The sequence below is a fragment of the Sporosarcina siberiensis genome, assembly GCF_042681925.1.
GTDB classification, from domain to species: Bacteria; Bacillota; Bacilli; order Bacillales_A; family Planococcaceae; genus Sporosarcina; species Sporosarcina siberiensis.
Map to the genome: position 1 here is coordinate 396,171 of NZ_JBHUGI010000032.1, position 20,521 is coordinate 416,691.

General features: G+C 38.9%; 25 protein-coding genes. All 25 read right to left on the minus strand.

The features are described 5' to 3' along the window. Nucleotides 1-25: 25 nt before the first annotated feature. The gene (locus tag ACFSFY_RS12820; protein WP_381538609.1) at nucleotides 26-238 is read right to left on the minus strand and encodes a hypothetical protein; all 213 of its coding nucleotides are present in this window, start codon (nucleotides 236-238) and stop codon (nucleotides 26-28) included. Nucleotides 239-414: 176 nt separating this feature from the next. Beyond that, nucleotides 415-927, minus strand: coding sequence for a tubby C-terminal domain-like protein (locus ACFSFY_RS12825; protein ID WP_381538611.1), 513 nt, complete (start codon nucleotides 925-927; stop codon nucleotides 415-417). Beyond that, the gene (locus ACFSFY_RS12830; protein WP_381538613.1) at nucleotides 920-1,135 is read right to left on the minus strand and encodes a hypothetical protein; all 216 of its coding nucleotides are present in this window, start codon (nucleotides 1,133-1,135) and stop codon (nucleotides 920-922) included. Before ACFSFY_RS12830 ends, ACFSFY_RS12825 begins: the two co-directional genes overlap by 8 nt. 517 nt (nucleotides 1,136-1,652) lie before the next feature. Next, nucleotides 1,653-2,054: a DUF4181 domain-containing protein gene (locus ACFSFY_RS12835; protein WP_381538615.1), complete on the minus strand. Its 402-nt coding sequence runs from the start codon at nucleotides 2,052-2,054 to the stop codon at nucleotides 1,653-1,655. Nucleotides 2,055-2,165: 111 nt separating this feature from the next. After that, the gene (locus tag ACFSFY_RS12840; RefSeq protein ID WP_381538617.1) at nucleotides 2,166-2,360 is read right to left on the minus strand and encodes a hypothetical protein; all 195 of its coding nucleotides are present in this window, start codon (nucleotides 2,358-2,360) and stop codon (nucleotides 2,166-2,168) included. Between the two features lie 141 nt (nucleotides 2,361-2,501). Continuing rightward, complete coding sequence (locus tag ACFSFY_RS12845) at nucleotides 2,502-2,696, minus strand: DUF6980 family protein (protein WP_381538619.1); 195 nt, start codon at nucleotides 2,694-2,696, stop codon at nucleotides 2,502-2,504. Nucleotides 2,697-2,787: 91 nt separating this feature from the next. Further along, nucleotides 2,788-2,925 (minus strand): hypothetical protein, encoded by a 138-nt coding sequence (locus ACFSFY_RS12850; RefSeq protein ID WP_381538621.1) that lies wholly within the window; start codon nucleotides 2,923-2,925, stop codon nucleotides 2,788-2,790. A 101-nt stretch (nucleotides 2,926-3,026) separates the two neighbouring features. Beyond that, entirely contained in the window at nucleotides 3,027-3,209 is a 183-nt protein-coding gene (locus tag ACFSFY_RS12855) for a hypothetical protein (RefSeq protein ID WP_381538623.1), read from the minus strand. Between the two features lie 215 nt (nucleotides 3,210-3,424). Next, nucleotides 3,425-3,637, minus strand: a complete 213-nt coding sequence (locus ACFSFY_RS12860; protein ID WP_381538625.1) for a hypothetical protein — start codon at nucleotides 3,635-3,637, stop codon at nucleotides 3,425-3,427. Between the two features lie 64 nt (nucleotides 3,638-3,701). Next, nucleotides 3,702-4,016: a hypothetical protein gene (locus ACFSFY_RS12865; protein ID WP_381538627.1), complete on the minus strand. Its 315-nt coding sequence runs from the start codon at nucleotides 4,014-4,016 to the stop codon at nucleotides 3,702-3,704. 723 nt (nucleotides 4,017-4,739) lie between these two features. Next, on the minus strand, nucleotides 4,740-5,366 hold the full coding sequence (locus ACFSFY_RS12870) for a helix-turn-helix domain-containing protein (RefSeq protein ID WP_381538629.1): 627 nt from the start codon (nucleotides 5,364-5,366) through the stop codon (nucleotides 4,740-4,742). Between the two features lie 168 nt (nucleotides 5,367-5,534). Next, nucleotides 5,535-5,828, minus strand: coding sequence for a DUF4181 domain-containing protein (locus tag ACFSFY_RS12875; RefSeq protein WP_381538630.1), 294 nt, complete (start codon nucleotides 5,826-5,828; stop codon nucleotides 5,535-5,537). Nucleotides 5,829-6,330: 502 nt separating this feature from the next. Continuing rightward, the gene (locus ACFSFY_RS12880; RefSeq protein WP_381538632.1) at nucleotides 6,331-6,501 is read right to left on the minus strand and encodes a Fe3+ hydroxamate ABC transporter substrate-binding protein; all 171 of its coding nucleotides are present in this window, start codon (nucleotides 6,499-6,501) and stop codon (nucleotides 6,331-6,333) included. A 121-nt stretch (nucleotides 6,502-6,622) separates the two neighbouring features. Then, nucleotides 6,623-6,898 (minus strand): SHOCT domain-containing protein, encoded by a 276-nt coding sequence (locus ACFSFY_RS12885; RefSeq protein ID WP_381538634.1) that lies wholly within the window; start codon nucleotides 6,896-6,898, stop codon nucleotides 6,623-6,625. A 460-nt stretch (nucleotides 6,899-7,358) separates the two neighbouring features. Continuing rightward, complete coding sequence (locus ACFSFY_RS12890) at nucleotides 7,359-7,814, minus strand: PH domain-containing protein (protein ID WP_381538636.1); 456 nt, start codon at nucleotides 7,812-7,814, stop codon at nucleotides 7,359-7,361. Between the two features lie 882 nt (nucleotides 7,815-8,696). Further along, complete coding sequence (pyrE, locus tag ACFSFY_RS12895) at nucleotides 8,697-9,326, minus strand: orotate phosphoribosyltransferase (RefSeq protein WP_381538637.1); 630 nt, start codon at nucleotides 9,324-9,326, stop codon at nucleotides 8,697-8,699. Next, nucleotides 9,326-10,036 carry an orotidine-5'-phosphate decarboxylase gene (gene pyrF, locus ACFSFY_RS12900; RefSeq protein WP_381538639.1) on the minus strand — a complete coding sequence of 237 codons (711 nt, stop codon included), beginning with the start codon at nucleotides 10,034-10,036 and terminating at the stop codon, nucleotides 9,326-9,328. Before pyrF ends, pyrE begins: the two co-directional genes overlap by 1 nt. Beyond that, entirely contained in the window at nucleotides 10,033-10,947 is a 915-nt protein-coding gene (locus tag ACFSFY_RS12905) for a dihydroorotate dehydrogenase (RefSeq protein WP_381538641.1), read from the minus strand. The genes pyrF and ACFSFY_RS12905 overlap by 4 nt, the downstream gene beginning before the upstream one ends. Continuing rightward, nucleotides 10,944-11,720 carry a dihydroorotate dehydrogenase electron transfer subunit gene (locus ACFSFY_RS12910; protein ID WP_381538643.1) on the minus strand — a complete coding sequence of 259 codons (777 nt, stop codon included), beginning with the start codon at nucleotides 11,718-11,720 and terminating at the stop codon, nucleotides 10,944-10,946. The genes ACFSFY_RS12905 and ACFSFY_RS12910 overlap by 4 nt, the downstream gene beginning before the upstream one ends. Further along, nucleotides 11,717-14,914, minus strand: coding sequence for a carbamoyl-phosphate synthase large subunit (gene carB / locus ACFSFY_RS12915; protein ID WP_381538644.1), 3,198 nt, complete (start codon nucleotides 14,912-14,914; stop codon nucleotides 11,717-11,719). The genes ACFSFY_RS12910 and carB overlap by 4 nt, the downstream gene beginning before the upstream one ends. After that, nucleotides 14,907-16,007, minus strand: a complete 1,101-nt coding sequence (locus tag ACFSFY_RS12920) for a carbamoyl phosphate synthase small subunit (protein ID WP_381539075.1) — start codon at nucleotides 16,005-16,007, stop codon at nucleotides 14,907-14,909. The genes carB and ACFSFY_RS12920 overlap by 8 nt, the downstream gene beginning before the upstream one ends. Further along, nucleotides 16,007-17,284, minus strand: coding sequence for a dihydroorotase (locus ACFSFY_RS12925; protein WP_381538645.1), 1,278 nt, complete (start codon nucleotides 17,282-17,284; stop codon nucleotides 16,007-16,009). Before ACFSFY_RS12925 ends, ACFSFY_RS12920 begins: the two co-directional genes overlap by 1 nt. 2 nt (nucleotides 17,285-17,286) lie before the next feature. After that, a complete protein-coding gene (locus ACFSFY_RS12930) occupies nucleotides 17,287-18,165 on the minus strand; it encodes an aspartate carbamoyltransferase catalytic subunit (RefSeq protein WP_381538646.1) in 879 nt (292 codons plus the stop codon). Nucleotides 18,166-18,183: 18 nt separating this feature from the next. Next, on the minus strand, nucleotides 18,184-19,458 hold the full coding sequence (locus ACFSFY_RS12935) for a solute carrier family 23 protein (protein ID WP_381538648.1): 1,275 nt from the start codon (nucleotides 19,456-19,458) through the stop codon (nucleotides 18,184-18,186). Between the two features lie 37 nt (nucleotides 19,459-19,495). Beyond that, nucleotides 19,496-20,038 carry a bifunctional pyr operon transcriptional regulator/uracil phosphoribosyltransferase PyrR gene (pyrR, locus tag ACFSFY_RS12940; protein ID WP_381538651.1) on the minus strand — a complete coding sequence of 181 codons (543 nt, stop codon included), beginning with the start codon at nucleotides 20,036-20,038 and terminating at the stop codon, nucleotides 19,496-19,498. Between the last annotated feature and the right edge of the window lie 483 nt (nucleotides 20,039-20,521).

Below are 20,521 nucleotides of genomic sequence, written 5' to 3' on the forward strand. Positions count from 1 at the left end.
ACTAGAATCGCACCCGATTACAAAGTTATATGAATTTCTCTTGTGGTTTTATGGTCTTTTTTAAGCTCAAAATAAGTAAAGCCATTAACAATACAAAAGAACCTCCCGCAAGTAACTTGGCAACCATTGAAGTCTTTGTGAAAAACAAATAAACATCAAAAACTATTAGAAAAATAAATATAATATTACCTATACCTAACAGGGTTTTCTCATTGATATTTGAATTTCTTTGTCCCAATATTTTCATCCCCTTATTAATACCCAATAATGCTATGTTAAATTAAATCTAATACTTTTCCCCAATAATCCTTCACCAATAACCTGTCTTTATTGAAGTGTAGTCCTATTAAAACAACTGCACCCTATTGTTCGAATAATAAGAATGCACTAAAGTTAAAAGTGTTAAGTTGTTTTTCAATTCTTCTTTAAAGTTGATAAATAGTCAATACAGACCAACAAAGTGACTGCTATTTCATTGCTATACAAGACTATTTCTTTTTTTCGTGATAAATCAAACAGTTTATAATCAATTATTGCAATGACATTTTTATTTTCATCTTCTATGTATGTTTTGGTTTCGAGTGGCTTATCAAGATAGTAATACTTCTTCCCATCAATAACAATTTCTTTTGTATCACCTAATTCAATTGCCTTGATATTAGTTAACGTACCTATTTTTAATCCATTTTCAAATATTGACCACCCATTTTTGGTCCAGCGAAAATGCTCTTTGATAAAAAACTCTTTTTCATCTTGGTTAGCCTTTATATTAACTTCCCATCCCGTTAAAAATATCTCCGTTAGTATATTCAGGAAATTAGGATAGAATTTTTGTATTTTAGCTATGGTTATTCCTTTTTCATTATGTATTTCGAATGCTTTTTTAACCCCCTTCATCAAGGGAATAGTAAAAATATATTTATCCATTAATATGATTCTCCATCAATTTTTTGTACATTTGTTCGAAGAGTTCCAGGGGCATTTCAAAATGTGCTGTATAGTCATTTCGAATATATGTAACCATTTTTACGTTATTTCCTATTATCTCCACTTCGAGCAATGAATTCTCACCTTTATCTCTAATCGAAACGCATACACCATTTTTCTTTTCTTTTTCTTTATATTCATAATTCATAGCTTAAAAACACCTCCAAAAGTATATTGTGATTATCCTTTACTAAGGTCCTATTTGAAAACGTTTCAGCCCTTTGACTTTAATACGGTTGAAATAAATATAAGTTTCAAATCCCACAAATTTTTTCCAGTGTTTTGTTGAAAAGCAATCCACCTTATTCATTTAACACGCCCTTTTCTTGCATAACGCTGTACGATTAAAGCCCCCGAATGGAGCATAAGTAGCATAAATTATTGTTTACTTTTAATCTCCTTTAAGAGAGAGATAATTTTATAGTTCTGCTTAATTACTGTTTGATTCTGTGCTCTTATCTTTGCAAAGTCGAACACAAAAAATATCAAAACTAATAATATCAAAATTGCTAACACTTTTCCCCCTCATTTCACACACAACTTCCACGAAAATATTTACAATCCCACTCAATCGACGATTTGGCCCTTTTGCGACGCAGCTCCTATTCCACAACTGCACCCGATAGCTTCATTAAAGCTACTTTAAATAATTCTTTTTATGAAAATTATTCTAACCAAAAAGCGAATCCAAGTAAGGTAACAAAAGCTAGAGTAAGCTGAATTAGTGATACTTGAAAGTCTTTTCTGTTATCAGAAAATCTCCATTCCATATATGCTTGAACACCAATTTGAGTTAGTACGAAAAGTCCAATCATTATATATGTTGAAAAGGGGTGGATATTAAAAAGGATTGCAAAAGTTATGAAAAAAATCACAAAAACTATACGCAAAGTCAAATCTACTTTTTTATGCAATTTATTTACCTGATTGTATGAAAACCATTTCCTTTTTTTTGCACCCATTCTATAACGAAAAATAGCTGGAATAATTCCAACTAGCAAAATAATAATTAATAGTATTATTAGAAGTTCTATCCAAAACCCAGATGGCATACCAGGTTGCCCCATTAAATATCAACTCCAATCTAATAGTCTTCTCCTTATACCAATAAATATAACTATATAATCTGGCCCGATTGAAGCGAAGCCCTTATTCAACGACTGCACCCGATTACCTTATTACTCGATTAATGTTGCGATATCTTTTTCAATTTCAAAAATCAAAAAATCATCATCTTCCTCAACTACTACTTTTTCATATCTAACTTCTTTGTCAATTATCATTTCAAAGTAGTCCGTTTCATTATTCAATTCAAAAACTGGACATTGATCATATCTGACATCACCAATAAAAATTGCTCTAACTTTTTTCAATGTCTTTTCCTTTCAATGCAATATTATTTACCTAACTATTTGAACTAATTGGCCCTTTAGCGGTACAATCTTTATTCCAGAATTGTCCCCGATTCTAGCAAAGCATTGTATGATTATTCGGTACGTCATTTGATTAGCAAGTTATAATTTCGAACTGCACCAAGGACAGAAATCAATAGCTATACTTGATGAACCACCATCATGAATTATCAACCCATAGTCATTCTCTTTATTGTCAAAAATTAATATTTTATCAGGACATTCAAATGGGTCGCTATGCATGTCACATTTGAAATTTGCATGGTAATCCATATTTTCACAGCAGTGTCTTTTCATGTTTTTCTCCTTCTAAAAGAAATTGGCATATTACTGAAAAAGGCACAATTCTTCTTCAACAATAGCCCGGTTTGCTTTATATCTATCTTATCTATTTTTTGATATGTGTTTTTATTGCTATAATTTCCTCTTTTAGTTTCTGGTTTTCTTTCTTAATTTTTGCTACTTCAACCTGAGTAAATAATAAAGCTGCCAATGTTAGATATACAATAATTGTAGTAAAAGACATTAGTAATCAAACCCCTTTATATTTCCACGAAATGCCTCATGTCGCCATCCCTAATTCATTAAGCGCACCCTTTTGATGAGCAAAGTGATAAGAGTTACAATTCACTTCCGAAATTTACCTGGGTCTTCAATCCTTGTAGATACAACCTCTCCACAATTAAGACAGAAGGTTAATATTTTATTCGATCCAACTGATAACTTTTTGTCTAGTGGCTTAACTGCCATAAAATCCGTACCTTCACCAAACTCAGTACCATTACACTTTGGACATTCATTTTTATTCATTCGTAACATCTCCCTTATATTTAAATATACGACCGAACTCATTGACCCAATCTAGAGTACAACTCTTCTTCAAGAATCTTGGCCCTATTGTTGCAAGGCAATGTTCCATTTACGCACCCGATTATGATACTCCCCCAGTTACTTCTAACAAATTCACTTGTAGAACTTTTTCTTTAAGATAATGGATCTATCACTGAATGGGCTCAAAGTCTAAATTAATTATCATCACAAGAAACAGTAGTTTTGGAAATCAAGAACTTTTTCTCTACTTCCAGGCTTATACCTGCTTCCTTATCGATACACTCAGCCATTTCAAGCTCGTTTGCTATATGATTAGAGTTGATTTTGAAGAGCGTAAAAAATGTTATGGATAGTATAAAAGATATACTTACTATTAACACAGCGATTTTCATTTTGTTTCCACTCAACTTCTGCACCCCCTCTAACACAATTTGGCCCGTTTTAAGCACTGTCTTATTCAACAGGTGCACCCTATTCTTGAACAATTCTTTTTTTAATTGTTTGCGTTACGCCCCAAAACAGAAAACGGTATAGCATTGCCAATATAAAAAGCGTAACTACTAGTTCAAAAGGAGATAAAGTGTCAGGACTAAGTATATAACCATTGAACAAAACTAATGCTAAAGACAATAACTCTATTAAAGAATCTTTAAATCCAATTTTTTTATACAAGCTACTAGTACTTTTGAAGTTATAAACAACTTTGTATTCCTGGTCATGATTTAACAATCCTTTGAGACTACCGAAGCCGATTACATAAATCCCCATTGCAATGTCAAAGTCCATATCCAGAATACGCGTTATTACACAATAAACTATAGTGAATAAAAGTAAATAAATTTTCTAACCCTCCTTGTTTTTATTAAATATAGTGGCCCGATTGCAATACGACATCACTTATAAAGCAATCGCCCCCGATTCTAGTCCAACGTATTATTTCATCCGAATAACAAAGAATATTGCCGCTATAAAAAAATATAGAAATTCTTAAATTCACCCAAAACAATCACTATTTTCCTTTACCTGTTTTTAATCCGATAATGACTAAAATCACAAGCATAACTATATAAAATAAGAAAGGTTTGTGATCATAGAAATAAGTAATAGCTGCACCAGAGAGAATTCCAAGTAGTAAAAAAAGATATAGATTTTTAATGGTTATTACACCCCCAAATACCTCCTATGAATAGTTCCCCTATATTGACGGCTATTTCAAACCGTAACACACATTTATTTATTCTGTAAAAATACACTTTAAATAATCGTAGATATCGATAATGACGCCCTAAATGAATTTGCAGTCATTAATATAAAAAGGTGTTGGATTCTTTATAAGTGTTTAACAGGTGTTTACCAGTCTATGGAAGTAGGTAACTCAATTACTCGATATGAAAAGCTGCTATGAAATCAGCCAATATTTTAAACTGGCTTATTACTGAAATGGGGCAAATTCCTTTTCAAGAATCGTACCCCATTGCGATATATACCTAAGAGGGTTAATTCAAAACATTATTTGCTTGATAACTTTGGTGTCCTCCACACTGGTATAAAAAATTTAATATTTATGAAACTCAAAATCACAATAGCATAAAGTAAAGTAATCAATGTATTTATATCTTTTACAAAAGGTAACATATCATAAAATAAGAAAGTAAAAACAAATAACAAATCAAACCATATAATTTTTTTCGATCCAAATTGTTTTTTAAAATAATCACTTGAACCTACAAATGATAAGACCAATCCAATCGAAAAGAAAACACCCCACCAAACTTTGGGATACCAATCAGGAAGCGAAGCATTATCAGAGTAAGCACCCATATAACCTAAAAAACCGACCAATGTAAAAACTCGACCAAGGACAGCTGAAATTTGCATATTTATATTTTTTTGATTTCGTTCAATCCGAGTTTCTATCTCTTTTTGTTCCTCTACATATTGCTCAGGAGAAACTAATTCTTTAATATCACTATCAAATAAGTCAGCCAACTTTATTAGATTATCTGTTGATGGTTCTGATCGATTTGTTTCCCATTTTGATACTGCCTGCCGACTTACTCCTAACTGTTCAGCTACATATTCTTGCGATATCTTAAGAGATTTTCTTTTACTACTAATATTAGAACCTAACGACATTATGCAAAACTCCTTTTCCAATATGATTACTGTAATCGTATTGGTTTTACAGGTTGCACACCACCAACCATACAGCAACTATTGGTTGCAACTGCTTGATTCAACAGATTTATTCAACGAAATGGCCCGTTTTAAGCACTGCCTTATTCATTAAAGGCACCCGAATTTTTAAATAAGATTAAAGTGATTTGTTGTCCCATAAGTAACTAAACCCAAAATTAATAAAACACAAGTTATAGCACTGAGAATGTATGTTTTATCTTCTTTTGTGAAAATCCACTGCATTATAGTCCGGAAAGAGAAAACAGCAACCATTCCTACAAAAATCAATATTCTAAGATGTGGAAAGTCGGTTACTAATATGATCATCAAAATAATACTTGTCCCAGAAAGTATTATTTCCCCATGTTTATGTAGCTTGTTTACGTATTGCTTATCTAAATCGGTTTCTTCTATATTCAACTTTTATATTAGTTTTCGATTAATAAATTGATCTGATATAAAAAGAATAATTAGAATGCTAATAATGGCAATCATTTTTTAATATTCCCCTTTTCAAACTACCTTGTCCGTTTAAAGCACAGCCTCATTAAACAACTCCACCCGATTGCGATGTACTATTTAATACTTCAAAGCTAAAAAACAGTCCTGATAATAACTAGATATGTGATCGAGAATAGTGATAGATAGAAAATAAACGTTCCCGAAAATAAAACCATCGCCTTTTTATTCATAGTTCCCACATCATTACGTATTGAAGTGAAACCAAATAATAAACCGCCTAAAATTGACATCAAACCGAACGATGTATTTATTGTGGCCAACCATATACCTGTCACAAAAATTGCAAAAGCTAAAATAGGGTTAAATAATATTTTTACGATTATTTTAATATACCTCCCTTATTTTTATTAACTTTATATGACGTTGCTTTTTCTACTAAAGCGCCCGTTTGCCTAAAACATCATTTCACTTTATCTAGACAATCTGTACAAAAAATCTCGCTTTCTTTTTTCAAATATGCTTTAATCTCGACCATTATAGTGTTCTTAGGAGCCTTCATCTTCGCATAGATTTCTTCTCCGTCCTGAACTTCTCGATTACAATTCGTACAATATAGCTTACGTTTGAACATTAGTATCCCCCCTTTGTTTTTTACAAAATGGCCCGTTTTAAGCACAGCCTTATTCAACAACTGCGCCCTATTGTATTATAAGGGTTAATCTTAACAGGTCAGCAGCCACCTTCCTGCTGTATCATTTTTCTTTTAATACATCCTTCATCCTTAAGTACTCTTCTTCACTGATTTCCCCTTGAGCAAATCTTTTTTGGAGAATTGATAAGGCTTCGTTATCCGAGAGTTTATGTGCAGGTGTTGTTTGCCCACCTTTATTTTCCCTTGCTATTTTTATGATAGTAAAGATAACCAACACGGTGATGATAACCAGGAGCAAGACAACTAAAACACCTATAACTCCCATTCCGGTGGTGCCTTCCCAACCCATCATATGATTATTATTACGATTCCACATCCATTTCACATCCTTTATCATAAGTAGTTTTTTCTTATTATTCCAAATTACTTTGAGTTCTTTTTTCTTTGATGAAATTCTTATAATAGCTAATAGCGATTGTAATTATATTTATAAGTATGATTCAATACTAACTGTCTGCAACAATTTGGCCCATTAGCTTAAGATGCTTTTTCAGATAACACACTCCGTTGCTTGGAGTGCAGGCGTCGACTCCGAGAGAATCAGCGAAAGTCGTTACGAAGAACGGCTTTTGCGAGATAAAGCGTTAGCTTTTCGAGCATATCTTTGCACTCGCCTTGAGACCCTGGACGGAGCGCAGCGAAGGAAGCGGCTCAAGCCACGCCCTCCGGAAAGCGCGCGCCGGAACGTAAAGCAACAGTTTATCTACATTGGATTTTGGCCCGATTCATGAGCAGACTATGTGCAAAACTACACTCTTTTGCTGAATATATCGAACCTAGTTTTCATTTAGCTCCAATGAAATATCATCCAATTGTATTTTAGGATTTATAGCTAACAATGAGTGTATAAGTTCACTTTCACTTTTCGGGGATATATTTATCACATCATATTTACTAAATCGAATCTCCAATCTGTCAACGGATAGAGCAGGAGCTGTCAATGGACTTTTGGTTCGGCGAATTGTTTTGATTTCTTTAATGTTAATTTTACTTTTGAATGGACCATATCTTACCTTTAGAAACTCCCCTTCAATCTTATAACCTGTTCCAAACCAAATCCAAAGTAACAAAGTTACAATCGATGCACCTATGATATATCCCGGTATACTTTTATAGGTTATCAGTTGCCAACCAATAGGTTCTCCACCAAATATGTAAATCAAAATCATAAAAAGTATGAAGCCAAAAATAATTATAGAAAACCAAATATCTTTCTTAGTTGGAAAATACAATAACCTCACCTCCAATCGACAGTAATTAAATGATCGGCTTCGTTTGCGGTACATACTATTGATACGTTCAGAAGGCATAAAAGTTTCATTATCCCGAAGGTTATGAATTCACCGAACTGTCCTATAGTCTTCACATTCCAATTACTATACCAAAGATATCCAAATATGTTCCTAAAAAGAAAATTTTATTGAGTTTAATAGATAAAAAAGAACATCGCTAAATTGCGATGCTCTTTACATTCTGTTTTCCGTTGATTCAATATGCTTAACATCTTCCCTTGCACTCACCACGCGTTTCCTTGCACCTCAAACCACTTTCCTTACACTCAACACCCGTTTGCTTGCTCCCCACGAGATTTGCTTGCAAACGAGGACCTTAAACCCAAGCTACTCAAGTGCTCTTCTCAATCCAATAACGTTTCAACAGCATTTGTCTTCCTTGCACCCCATGGCATTTCCCTTGCACTCACCACGCGCTTCCTTGCACCCCACACGACTTTCCTTGCACTCAACACCGGTTTGCTTGCACCCCACGAGATTCGCTTGCAAACGATGACCTTAAACCCAAGCTACTCAAGTGCTTTTCACAATTCAATTACGTTTCAACGGCATTTGTTTTCCTTGCACACCACGCTACTTTCCTTGCACTCACCATACATTTGCTTGCACCCCACACCACTTTCCTTGCACTCAACACCCGTTTGCTTGCACCCCACACCACTTTCCTTGCACTCAACACCCGTTTGCTTGCACCCCACGCGATCTGCTTGCAAATCATGACTTTCCACCCACCCAAAAACGAGTCACTCAAGAGCACTCACACAAAAAGAGCACTTCAACAGCATAAAAAAAGCGATTCCACTGTGGAATCGCCTTTTTTCATTACAATGCACCTATTTTCAACTTACCATGCCACTCAAGCAAACTGTCAATCGATTCATCACTGATCGCGCCGCTTTCTTCTGCCGCTTCAATGAGAGCGCCGAAATTCGTTAAGCTTGTATACGTTAAGTTTTCCGCTGCGAACGCTTTGTCTGCACTTTGCAATTCATATGTAAATATAGAGACAATGCCCGTCACTTCAACATTCTCTGAACGAAGTGCTTCTGCAGCATTCAAACTGCTTCCACCTGTTGAAATCAGATCTTCGATAATCACTGCTTTATCATCCGAAGTAATTTTACCTTCGATTTGACGGCTTCTGCCATGTCCTTTAGCTGCTGACCGGATGTACACCATCGGTAACCCTAAAATATCCGCAACCCATGCTGCATGTGGAATCCCAGCCGTTGCAGTACCTGCGATTACAGTCGTATCCGAATACTGTTCACGAATGATGCGTGCCAAGCCTTCTGCAATTTGTTTCCGTCCCACAGGATCTGCCATCGTTAAACGGTTGTCACAGTAAATTGGGGATTCTATTCCTGAAGCCCATGTGAACGGCTCATTTGGACTAAGCTCAATCGCTCCAACATTCAATAGAATTTTTGCAATGTCTTTTTTCTCAGTCATTATACTAGCCCCTTCCAAAGTGCATTGATTTCTTCATACGCAGCACGTGGATCTACTGCTCCTGTAATCGCTCTTCCAACAACGATATGTGTCGAACCCGCAAGTCGTGCTTCTTCTGGTGTCGCGATCCGCTTCTGATCGTGAACTCCGCCGTCTGAAAGTCGTATTCCTGGCGTCACTTTTAAAAACTCAGTGCCGCACGCCTCTTGAATCACAGCCGACTCGTGAACCGAACAAACCACGCCGTCCAAGCCTGCACTTTTCGTGAGCTGTGCATAATGCAGTACAGAGTCTCTAAGAGCGACGTTTATCAATTGCTCTTCACGAACTTGTCGATCATCCGTCGACGTCAACTGAGTCACACCGATGAGCGCTGGACGTTTATGACCTGAAGGTGTACCTTTATCAAGTCCTTCAAGTGCCGCCTCCATCATCGCCTTGCCGCCTGCAGCATGAACGTTCACAAGGTCCACACCAAAGCCTGCGAGTACTTCCATCGCAGACTTCACGGTGTTTGGAATATCATGCAACTTCAAATCGAGAAATACATCATACCCCAACTCTTTCAAACGAGAAACAATCGCTGGGCCTTCTTTGTAATACAGTTGCATGCCTACTTTGACATGGACATCTCCGTCAAACGCACTAAGAAATTCAAATGTCTTTTCAGCCGAATGAAAATCGAGTGCAATAATCGGTGTGTTTTTCACAGACGGTGACTCCTTCCAATGAGCTCAGAAATATGATTGATTCCAAGTTCATCTAATTTAGCCGGCAATTCTTTAATAATCGTTGGACATATAAAAGGATTGACAAAGTTCGCTGTTCCTACTGCAACCGCACTTGCGCCGGCGGATAGGAAATCAATGACATCAGACGTTTCTGTAATTCCACCCATCCCAATAATCGGAATTCGGACGGCTTGACTCACTTCATAGACCATTTTAATGGCGACTGGTTTAATTGCCGGTCCGGATAATCCACCGGTTAAATTGGCAATGACAGGACGTCCTGTTTTTTCATCCAAACGCATACCAAGAAGTGTATTGATCATCGTAATACCGTCCGCACCACCCGCTTCAACAGCACGTGCAATTTCACTTACATTGGTAACGTTTGGTGAAAGTTTCACGTACACCGGTACTTTTGAAACAGCTTTTACAGCCGCTGTCAATTTCTCAGCAACGATTGGATCCGTTCCAAATGTGATTCCGCCTTCTTTAACGTTCGGGCATGAAATGTTTAATTCCAACGCGTTCACATTCGGCGCACTTGAAATGACTCGTGCCACTTCAACATAATCCGATGTTTCCGTACCTGCAACATTCGCAATGATCGGCACATCAAACTTTTCCAACCAAGGCAATTCGTTTTCCATAACACTTTTAAGTCCTGGATTTTGAAGTCCTATCGCATTCAGCATTCCTGAAGACGTTTCAGCAACACGTGGCGTAGGATTTCCAAGTCTCATTTCTAGCGTTGTAGCTTTAATCATAATCGCGCCAAGAAGGGATAAGTCATACAGATTGCCGTATTCTTGACCAAATCCAAAGCAACCCGATGCCGGCATAATCGGATTTTTTAGTTGCAGTCCTGGTAAATCAACTGAGAGTCTATTCATATCGACACCACCCCTGCTGGAAAGACGGGTCCATCCGAACATACTTTAATATACGGTTTGTCCGAGCCTTCAGTCGTTCTGCACACACATGCAAAACAAGCCCCAATTCCGCACCCCATACGTTGTTCAAATGATAGAAACCCTTTTTGTCCTTTGTACATTTGCTCTACGGCATTCAGCATTGGCATAGGCCCGCAGCTGTAATACGTTGAAAACTTTTCTTCAAACTTCTCCATAACAGTCGTGACAAATCCTGCAGTACCATGCGTTCCGTCCACTGTTACAATATGCGTTTCACCGAGCTCTGCAAATTCTTTTTCATAAAATACGACATTTTCGGATTGAAATCCTAATACATGAACACATTTTACGCCTTTAGCCGTCAGTTGTTTCGACAGCTCATAAAGCGGGGGAACACCGATACCGCCGCCTATGAGAATTGCCGTTTCGCCTGCTGCCGTTTCTTCTACCGGAAAACCGTTGCCAAGAGGTCCAAGAACATCCACTTCATCGCCTTCACGTTTCTTTGAAAGCTCGGTTGTCCCCTTCCCTTCCGCACGGTATATAATCGTTATTTCAGTCTTTTCTTCATTAATAGATGCGATTGAAATGGGTCTCCGGAGAAGCAATTCATACGAATCACTTACCCGGATGTGGATAAACTGCCCCGGAGAAGAAATCTCTCCGACCAGTTTTCCAGTGAGCTTCATTTCAAATATATTATGGGCTAAACGATTTTGAGAAGTTATTTTCATACGATCTTGGATGATCAACTTAAAACCTCCCTTTTCGTCATTGCCTCCGTTTGGAACTTCATGGATTCAATCACACTGAGCATTGCTTCAGCAGTATCTAATGAAGTAAAGCATGGAACGTTGTTTTCTACCGATTGACGACGAATTCTAAAGCCGTCACGTGCCGGTTCTTTTCCAATCGTCAATGTATTGATGACAAACTGTGCTTCACCTTTTTGAATGACATCGAGAAGTGTCTGACCTTCAGAACCTATTTTACCAACCTTTTTCACACGTATTCCAGCGGCTTCTAATACTCTTGCAGTTCCTTCAGTTGCCATCACGTGATACCCGATGTTCGTAAAGCGTTTCGCGATTCCAATCATTTCATCTTTATCTTTATCCGAAACAGTCATAAGTACAGTTCCGTATTCTTTTATTTCCATACCTGATGCAACAAGGCCTTTGTAAAGTGCTTTTTCAAGCGTTACGTCTTTCCCCATAACTTCACCTGTGGATTTCATTTCAGGCCCAAGCGTTATGTCTACACGACGAAGTTTTGCGAATGAAAACACGGGAACCTTCACGTACACACCAGCTGGAGCTTTTGCAAGTCCACCTCTGTATCCTTGTGATGTAATGGAGTGTCCAAGAATGGCTTTCGTAGCAATATTCGCCATTGGAATGTTCGTGATTTTACTCAAAAACGGTACCGTTCGGCTTGAACGTGGATTCACTTCAATCACATACACTTCATCATCTGAAATGACGTATTGAATGTTCATCAGACCAATAATCTTCAGTCCACGAGCCAGTCTCGTCGTATAATCCGTAATTGTTTGAATATGTTTGTCCGATAAGTTTTGTGGTGGATACACTGCAATCGAGTCACCTGAGTGAACTCCTGCGCGTTCGATATGTTCCATAATTCCTGGAATCAATACGTTTTCACCGTCACTAATGGCATCTACTTCAATTTCTACACCCGTTAAATATCGATCGACGAGAATCGGTTGCTCAGGACTTGCGTCAACCGCATGCTCCATATAATAAATCAGTTCTTCTTCTCTATAAACGATTTCCATTGCACGTCCACCTAAAACATAAGAAGGTCTAACGAGTACTGGATAGCCGATTTCATTGGCAATTACAATTGCTTCTGGAACAGATACAGCCGTTTTTCCAAGTGGTTGTGGAATGTCAATTTCATGAAGAGCTTTCTCGAACTTATTACGATTTTCAGCACGATCTGTATCTTCAAGAGATGTTCCTAAAATCTTCACACCGCGATCTTCAAGGCCAGCAGCAAGGTTAATCGCCGTTTGTCCACCGAACTGAACAACTACACCTTCAGGTTGCTCAAGATCAACAATGTGCATCACATCTTCTAGAGTAAGAGGTTCAAAGTACAATTTATCTGAGATTGAGAAATCCGTTGAAACAGTTTCCGGATTGTTGTTAATAATAATCGCTTCGTATCCCGCTTGTTGAATCGCCCAAACTGAGTGAACCGTTGCGTAGTCAAACTCAACACCTTGTCCGATTCGAATTGGACCCGAACCTAACACGACGATGCTTTTCTTTTCAGACTTCATCGACTCATTCTCGTCTTCATATGTTCCGTAAAAATAGGGTGTATCGGATTCAAACTCACCCGCGCACGTATCTACTTTTTTATAGACCGGAATAATTCCCTGTTCTTTTCGGTACTCATAAATCGCTTTTTCATTGGACTCCCAAAGCTTGGCAATCGTAACATCCGCAAAGCCCATACGTTTTGCTTTGTACAATGTAGCCCGGTCGAACGGATTATTTCTCAAGTCATTTTCGTATCGCACAATGTTTTCGAGTTTACGAAGGAAAAATACATCAATCATACTCCAGTCGTGAATTGTTTCTACAGAAACGCCTCTACGCATTGCTTCGCCGATGAAGAATAAACGCTCATCTCCTGCACGACGAATCCGTTTTTCAATCCACTCATCCGTCATTTCAGAACCGTTTTTAAGAGACAAGTCAAATTGTCCCGTTTCTAGTGAACGTACCGCTTTTAAAATCGACTCTTCGAATGTACGGCCAATTGCCATTACTTCTCCAGTCGCCTTCATTTGCGTACCAAGATTCCGTTTCGCAGATTCGAATTTATCAAACGGCCAGCGTGGAATTTTCGTAACGATGTAATCGAGTGACGGTTCGAAACAAGCATATGTCGTTCCAGTTACCGGATTCATCATTTCATCAAGCGTTAAACCAACAGCGATTTTAGCTGCGATTTTAGCAATTGGATATCCTGTTGCTTTCGATGCAAGTGCAGACGATCTACTTACACGAGGATTCACTTCGATAATATAATAGTTGAACGAATGCGGATCGAGTGCAAGTTGAACGTTACATCCACCTTCGATTTTGAGTTCACGAATGATTTTAAGTGAAACATTTCGCAACATCTGATTTTCACGGTCTGTCAATGTTTGACAAGGTGCTGCAACAATCGAATCACCCGTATGAATTCCAACGGCATCGACGTTTTCCATATTACATACGACAATCGCATTATCCGCGGAATCTCGCATAACTTCATATTCAATTTCTTTATATCCCGCAATCGATTTTTCAAGGAGACATTGCGTAACTGGGCTATACTTCAAACCGCTTGATACTGTTTCTTCAAGCTCTTTATCGTTTTCACAAATACCGCCGCCTGTCCCCCCCATTGTAAATGCTGGGCGAACAATAACGGGATAACCGATGCGCTCTACAAATGCATAAGCTTCTTCAAGATTATGAATGATGTCACTCTCAGGAACAGGTTCCCCAAGTTCGTTCATAAGCGTGCGGAATAAATCACGGTCTTCTGCTTTATGAATCGCATCGAGTTTCGTACCCAAAATCTCGACACCCAGTTCATCTAAAATACCTGATTCATGCAGTTCAATTGCCATATTCAGTCCAGTTTGTCCACCAAGTGTTGGAAGAAGTGCATCCGGCTGTTCTTTACGAATGATTCCACTAACAAATTCAAGCGTCAACGGCTCAATATACACTTTGTCCGCGATTTCCGTATCGGTCATTATTGTTGCAGGATTCGAGTTGATCAAGATTACTCTGTATCCTTCTTCTTTTAATGAAAGACATGCTTGTGTTCCCGCATAGTCGAATTCTGCTGCTTGTCCGATGACGATTGGACCCGAACCGATTACTAATATTGTTTCAATGTCTGTACGTTTAGGCATTAAAATTCTCCTTCCGGTTGTTCGTTTTCATTAAGTCGATAAATCGATCAAATAGGTGGTTCGAATCTTCAGGTCCAGGGGATGCTTCAGGGTGAAATTGTACCGAAAAAGCGTTATACAGAGTGCTCTTTAACCCTTCAATCGATCCATCATTAAGTGCTTTATGAGTGATTTCAAGATTTGTTCCTTCAAGAGAATTTTCATCCACAGCGTACCCGTGATTTTGTGACGTCAATTCTGTTCTTCCAGACAATAAATCTTTTACAGGGTGATTGCCTCCGCGATGACCGTTTTTCAACTTAATCGTTGTTGCGCCATTCGCAAGTGCCAGCAATTGATGTCCTAAACCAATACCGAAAATAGGTGCTCTACCTAATAATTCTTTGATTATATTTACAGTGACTTGAACATCTTCAGGATTTCCCGGACCATTTGATAAAACAATGCCGTCTGGGAATAAAGAAAGTATGACGTCTGCTGAAGTATCGAATGGAACTACAATGACATCGCAATCTCTTTTATTGAGTTCTCTTAAAATCCCGTGCTTCATGCCGCAATCGATTAAGACAACTCGATCTCCGCGCCCTGGGCTTGGATAAGGTTTCTTCGTTGAAACTCGAGAAACTAAATTTGTCGGCAATTGATAAGCTGCTATTTCCGCTATTTTATCGACCAAAGATACTTCTTCTTCAACTGCTGTTAGATAGCCTTTTAGAGGACCTTTATCGCGTAAAATTCTCGTTAACTTACGAGTGTCAATTCCTTGAATTCCAGGCACACCCTTCATTTCCAAAACAGCTCCAAGACTCATGCCGCTTCTAAAGTTTGATGGCTCTTCCTCCAACTCACGAACAACAAGGCCGTTGACAGACGTCTCAATCGATTCAAAATCATCGCGGTTAATGCCGTAATTACCAATTAGAGGATACGTCATAACGAGAATCGATCCAAAGCTCGATGGATTTGAAATGGCTTCTTGATAACCCGTCATACCTGTCGTGAATACTGTTTCTCCGATCGATGCTCGATCACTACCGAATGCAGCACCTTCAAAAACCGTACCGTCTTCCAAAATAAGCATTCTTGTTTTCATCATTTTCCATCCTCCCAAACAACTTTTCCGCCGTAAATCGTCATTACTGGCCATCCAAAGCAATCCCAGCCGTCAAATGGTGTGTTTTTCCCTTGCGATACGAATGTAGAACGATCTATTTTCTGTTCCTTATTCAAATCAATCAATACCAAATCTGCTTCTGCACCCACTTCTAGTTTTCCGTAAGGCAGATTAAAGACCTCTGCAGGCTTACTAGTCATCCAGTCGATGAGTTGTTTCATTGTCCAAATTCCTTCTTTTACAAAGTTCGTATACAGAAGTGGAAATGCTGTTTCTAAACCTGTAATACCAAACGGTGCTGTTTTCATGCCCACTGCTTTTTCTTCAGCTGTGTGCGGTGCATGATCTGTTGCGATAAAATCAAGTGTTCCGTCTAAGAGTCCAGCGCGAAGTGCATCCAAATCGTCTTGACCTCGAAGTGGTGGGTTCATTTTCCAATCTGCATCGTCTTTCGTAATGTCATTTTCCGATAACAGCAAATGATGTGGACTCACTTCTGCGGTTACGCGAACTCCCGCTTTTTTACCATCCCGAATCACTCGAACCGATTCTTTCGTACTTACGTGACAGACATGATAATGTGCGCCTGCCGCTTCAGCTAATAATATATCCCTTGCAATATGTACCGATTCTGCGATTGAAGGAATTCCAGGTAACCCCAGCTCTTTATTTTTCGTTCCTTCATGTAGTGCGCCGCCGTATATAAGTGAATTGTCTTCACAATGTGCAACAACCGCCATGTCTATTTTAGCAGCGTCTTGCATTGCTTCATACATCATTCCCGCTTCTTGTACCCCCACACCATCGTCCGTAAATGCAAATGCGCCATTCTCTTTTAGTTCCGCAAGATTTGCTCGTTCTTTACCCGCTTGACGAATCGTGATGGATGCATATGGAAGAACACGTATCAAAGCATTTTTAGCAATCAAGTCATTCACAAGTGTAAGATTTTCGATTGTATCTGGAACAGGTCTTGTGTTCGGCATCGGACAAATCGTTGTATAACCACCTTTTGCAGCAGCATGTGTACCCGATTCAATAGTTTCTTTATGTTCTCCACCAGGCTGACGAAGATGTACATGCACATCTATAAAACCTGGAGATAGGAATAATCCATTCCCATTTATAATTTTTGCATTACCGGCATCAAGTTCGGTCCCAATTTCACTAATTACATTTCTCGTAATCCCAACATCTCCAATGATTAACTCTCCACTTTCAGATACCATTTGTACGCCTTGAATTAGTTTATCCAAACTTAATTCCTCCCTTTCAAAATTGCCTCTAATACTGCCATTCTAACATACACACCATTTTTTATCTGCATAAAAATACGAGAGTTCGCATTTTCAATCAATTCATCTGCAATCTCAACTCCTCGATTAAAAGGCGCAGGATGCATAATGATTGCTGTTTCTTTCATTCGCGAAGCACGTTCTAACGTTAAACCATAACGTTCGTGGTAACTTTCTCCGCTGTAACTTTCGCCGTCCTTATGACGTTCATTTTGAACTCTTAGCAACATGATTACGTCACTTTTTTCAGCATAATCTTCCCAATCATTTACAGATTCAAATTCTCCTGACCATTCAGCCGGGCAAAGGAACGTAACATTTGCACCTAATCTTGTCAGTGCATCTGCATTTGAACGCGCCACACGACTGTGCACAATATCACCGACAATAAGAACCTCTATCCCTTCAAATGTTCCAAACTCTTCTTTTATAGTAAACAAGTCCAGTAAGGATTGAGTTGGATGTTGTCCCGATCCGTCGCCGCCGTTTATGATCGAACAGCTTGTCTTATTGATCAGCTCTTCATAATATCCATCATCGGGATGACGAATGACCAGTACATCTAAACCAATCGACTCCAGTGTTTTTACTGTGTCGTAAAGGGATTCCCCTTTTAATGCACTTGAAAATCCTGCTTCGAAGGGTAGTACTTCTAAACCCAATTTACGTTCTGCCATTTCAAAGCTCATCTTCGTTCGAGTACTCGGTTCAAAAAACAAGTTACTTATTGTATAGTTTCCAGGTAATTCATGAATTCCTTCTTTTTTAAAACGTTCTGCTCTATCCAGTAGTTCTATTATTTGTAATTCGCTCAAATCTTTCATCGATACAAGATGTTTCATTTGAATTCCCCTTCCACTTTATGCAGTTTCGTCTGTGAGCTTTTTGGTCGTTTTTCCTGGAAGTACAAGATTCAAAACAACACCAACGATTGCGGCAAGAGCCATTCCTTCTATTTCAAACGTTTCACTGAACTTGATGGATGCTCCACCAATCCCGATGACTAAGATGACCGATGCAATTACAAGATTTCGTTGATTGCCAAAGTCTACTTTATGATCTACAAGCATCCGAAGGCCTGAAGATGCAATGATTCCGAACAATAGAATGGATATTCCACCCAAAACCGCTGTAGGAATCGTTGCGATTAAGGCCATTACTTTTCCGAAAAAAGAGAAGATGATTGCGAATACCGCAGCTCCTAAAATTACGTATACACTATACACTCGAGTGATTGCAAGAACTCCAATATTTTCACCGTATGTTGTTTTCGGAGGTCCACCGATCAAACCACTGAGGAGTGTTCCAAGCCCATCTCCCAGCAAAGAACGGTGTAAACCTGGGTCTTTTATGTAGTCTCTTTCAACAATTCTTCCAAGGACAAGCTGATGTCCAATATGTTCAGATATCGTAACAATTGCGATCGGTACCATAACTAAGAGCAGTGTGGGTGTAACAACAAAGTCGTAGTCAACCCCAGGAATGAGCATTTCAGGAAACACGAGAACTTTTGCTTCTATTACTTTCGTGAAATCCAATATTCCAATAGCCGCTGAGTAAATATAGCCGACGATAATTCCGATTAAGATCGGCATTAAACTGATAATCCCTTTAAAGAACATTAAGCAAATGATTGCTGCGGACAGCGTCACAAGCGCAGCGGAGAAATGAAGCAAGTTGTATTCATTGTTAACAGTACTTGCCATTCCGACTGCAGTTGGCGCAAGCGCTAAACCAATTACGATAATAACCGGAGCAACAACAATCGGAGGCAATACGTTCATAATCCAACCCGATCCCGTTTTCCAAATGATTAAAGAAATAATTCCGTAGACAAGCGCTACGAACGTACTCCCAATCATCGCACTTCCAATTCCCCCACTCTCCGTCGCAACTTGTATTGGAATAATGAATGCAAACGATGAACCCAAGTACGCTGGAACTTGAAAGCGTGTAACGATGATGAAAACGATTGTTGCAATTCCACTCGTTAATAAGGCAATTGCTGGGCTTAACCCAACGAGTTGAGGAACCAATATTGTTGCACCAAACATTGCAAACATATGTTGTAAACTCAGCGTTAACCAATGTCCCATTTTCGGTTTTTCATGTACATCCAAGACTTTTTCAGACACCTTCGTTTCCCCCATGCTAATTTCTTTATTTTGTTATTTATATTGAATGAATTGAAACGCTGTTTTTACCATCCGTTTCTTCGACACTCACAACAACTCGTTCTCCACTCGATGTAGGAATGTTTTTCCCTACATAATCCGGACGTATCGGAAGTTCACGATGTCCCCTGTCCACAAGTACTGCGAGTTGTACAGATGCGGGTCTTCCTAAGTCCATCACAGCATCCATTGCTGCACGAACGGTTCTGCCTGTGTATAAAACGTCGTCTACCAAAACCACTTTCATATCGGTCACATCGTGTTCGATGTCTACTTGTTGAACGAGTGGCTCTTTGTTGTCATTTTTCAATACTAGGTCATCCCGGTAAAGCGTAATGTCCAGTTCACCCGACCGAATCTTTTTTCCTTCAAACTGTTCAATCTTCAGTGCCAATCGTTTCGCTAAAAATGCACCTCTTGTTTTAATGCCAACTAAGATACACTCATCAATTCCTTTGTTGCGTTCAATAATTTCATGAGCAATCCGCGTAAGTGCTCTATCAATCGCTTGCTCGTCCAATATATTTGCTTTCTCCGCCACTATTTTCTCCTCCTAATTAAAATCGATTATGTATGAATTAAAATGGATGTTCTTCGTGCCCGCTGATTTCCGTTCCGACCGGACGCGTTCCATGGGGCACTCGTCAAGCCTCCTCGTCGCGAAAACCGCGCTCCTGTGGGGTCTCGACATTCGCGCTGATCCCATTGGAGTCGCCGGTCTGCACTCCAATAAGCTAAGATTGTGTTAAAGATAAAAGTTCAATTGAATTTAAAGTTCAATCTAAGTTGATTGGAGTGCAATGCGGCGACTCTAGCGGGATTAAGCGGGACAGTTGAGACCCCGCAGCGGAGCGAAAGCGAGCGAGGAGGCTCAACGCCCGCCCCGTAGAAAGCGTCCGCATGGAACGGAAATCAACTGGCTAACTGTAATCTAGGCATAAAAAAATCCCTCCAGCCATAATTGGCGGGAGGGTTTACATGCAGAAAATACGTACAGCAGAAAAATTGCCGCAGCAATCCCTAC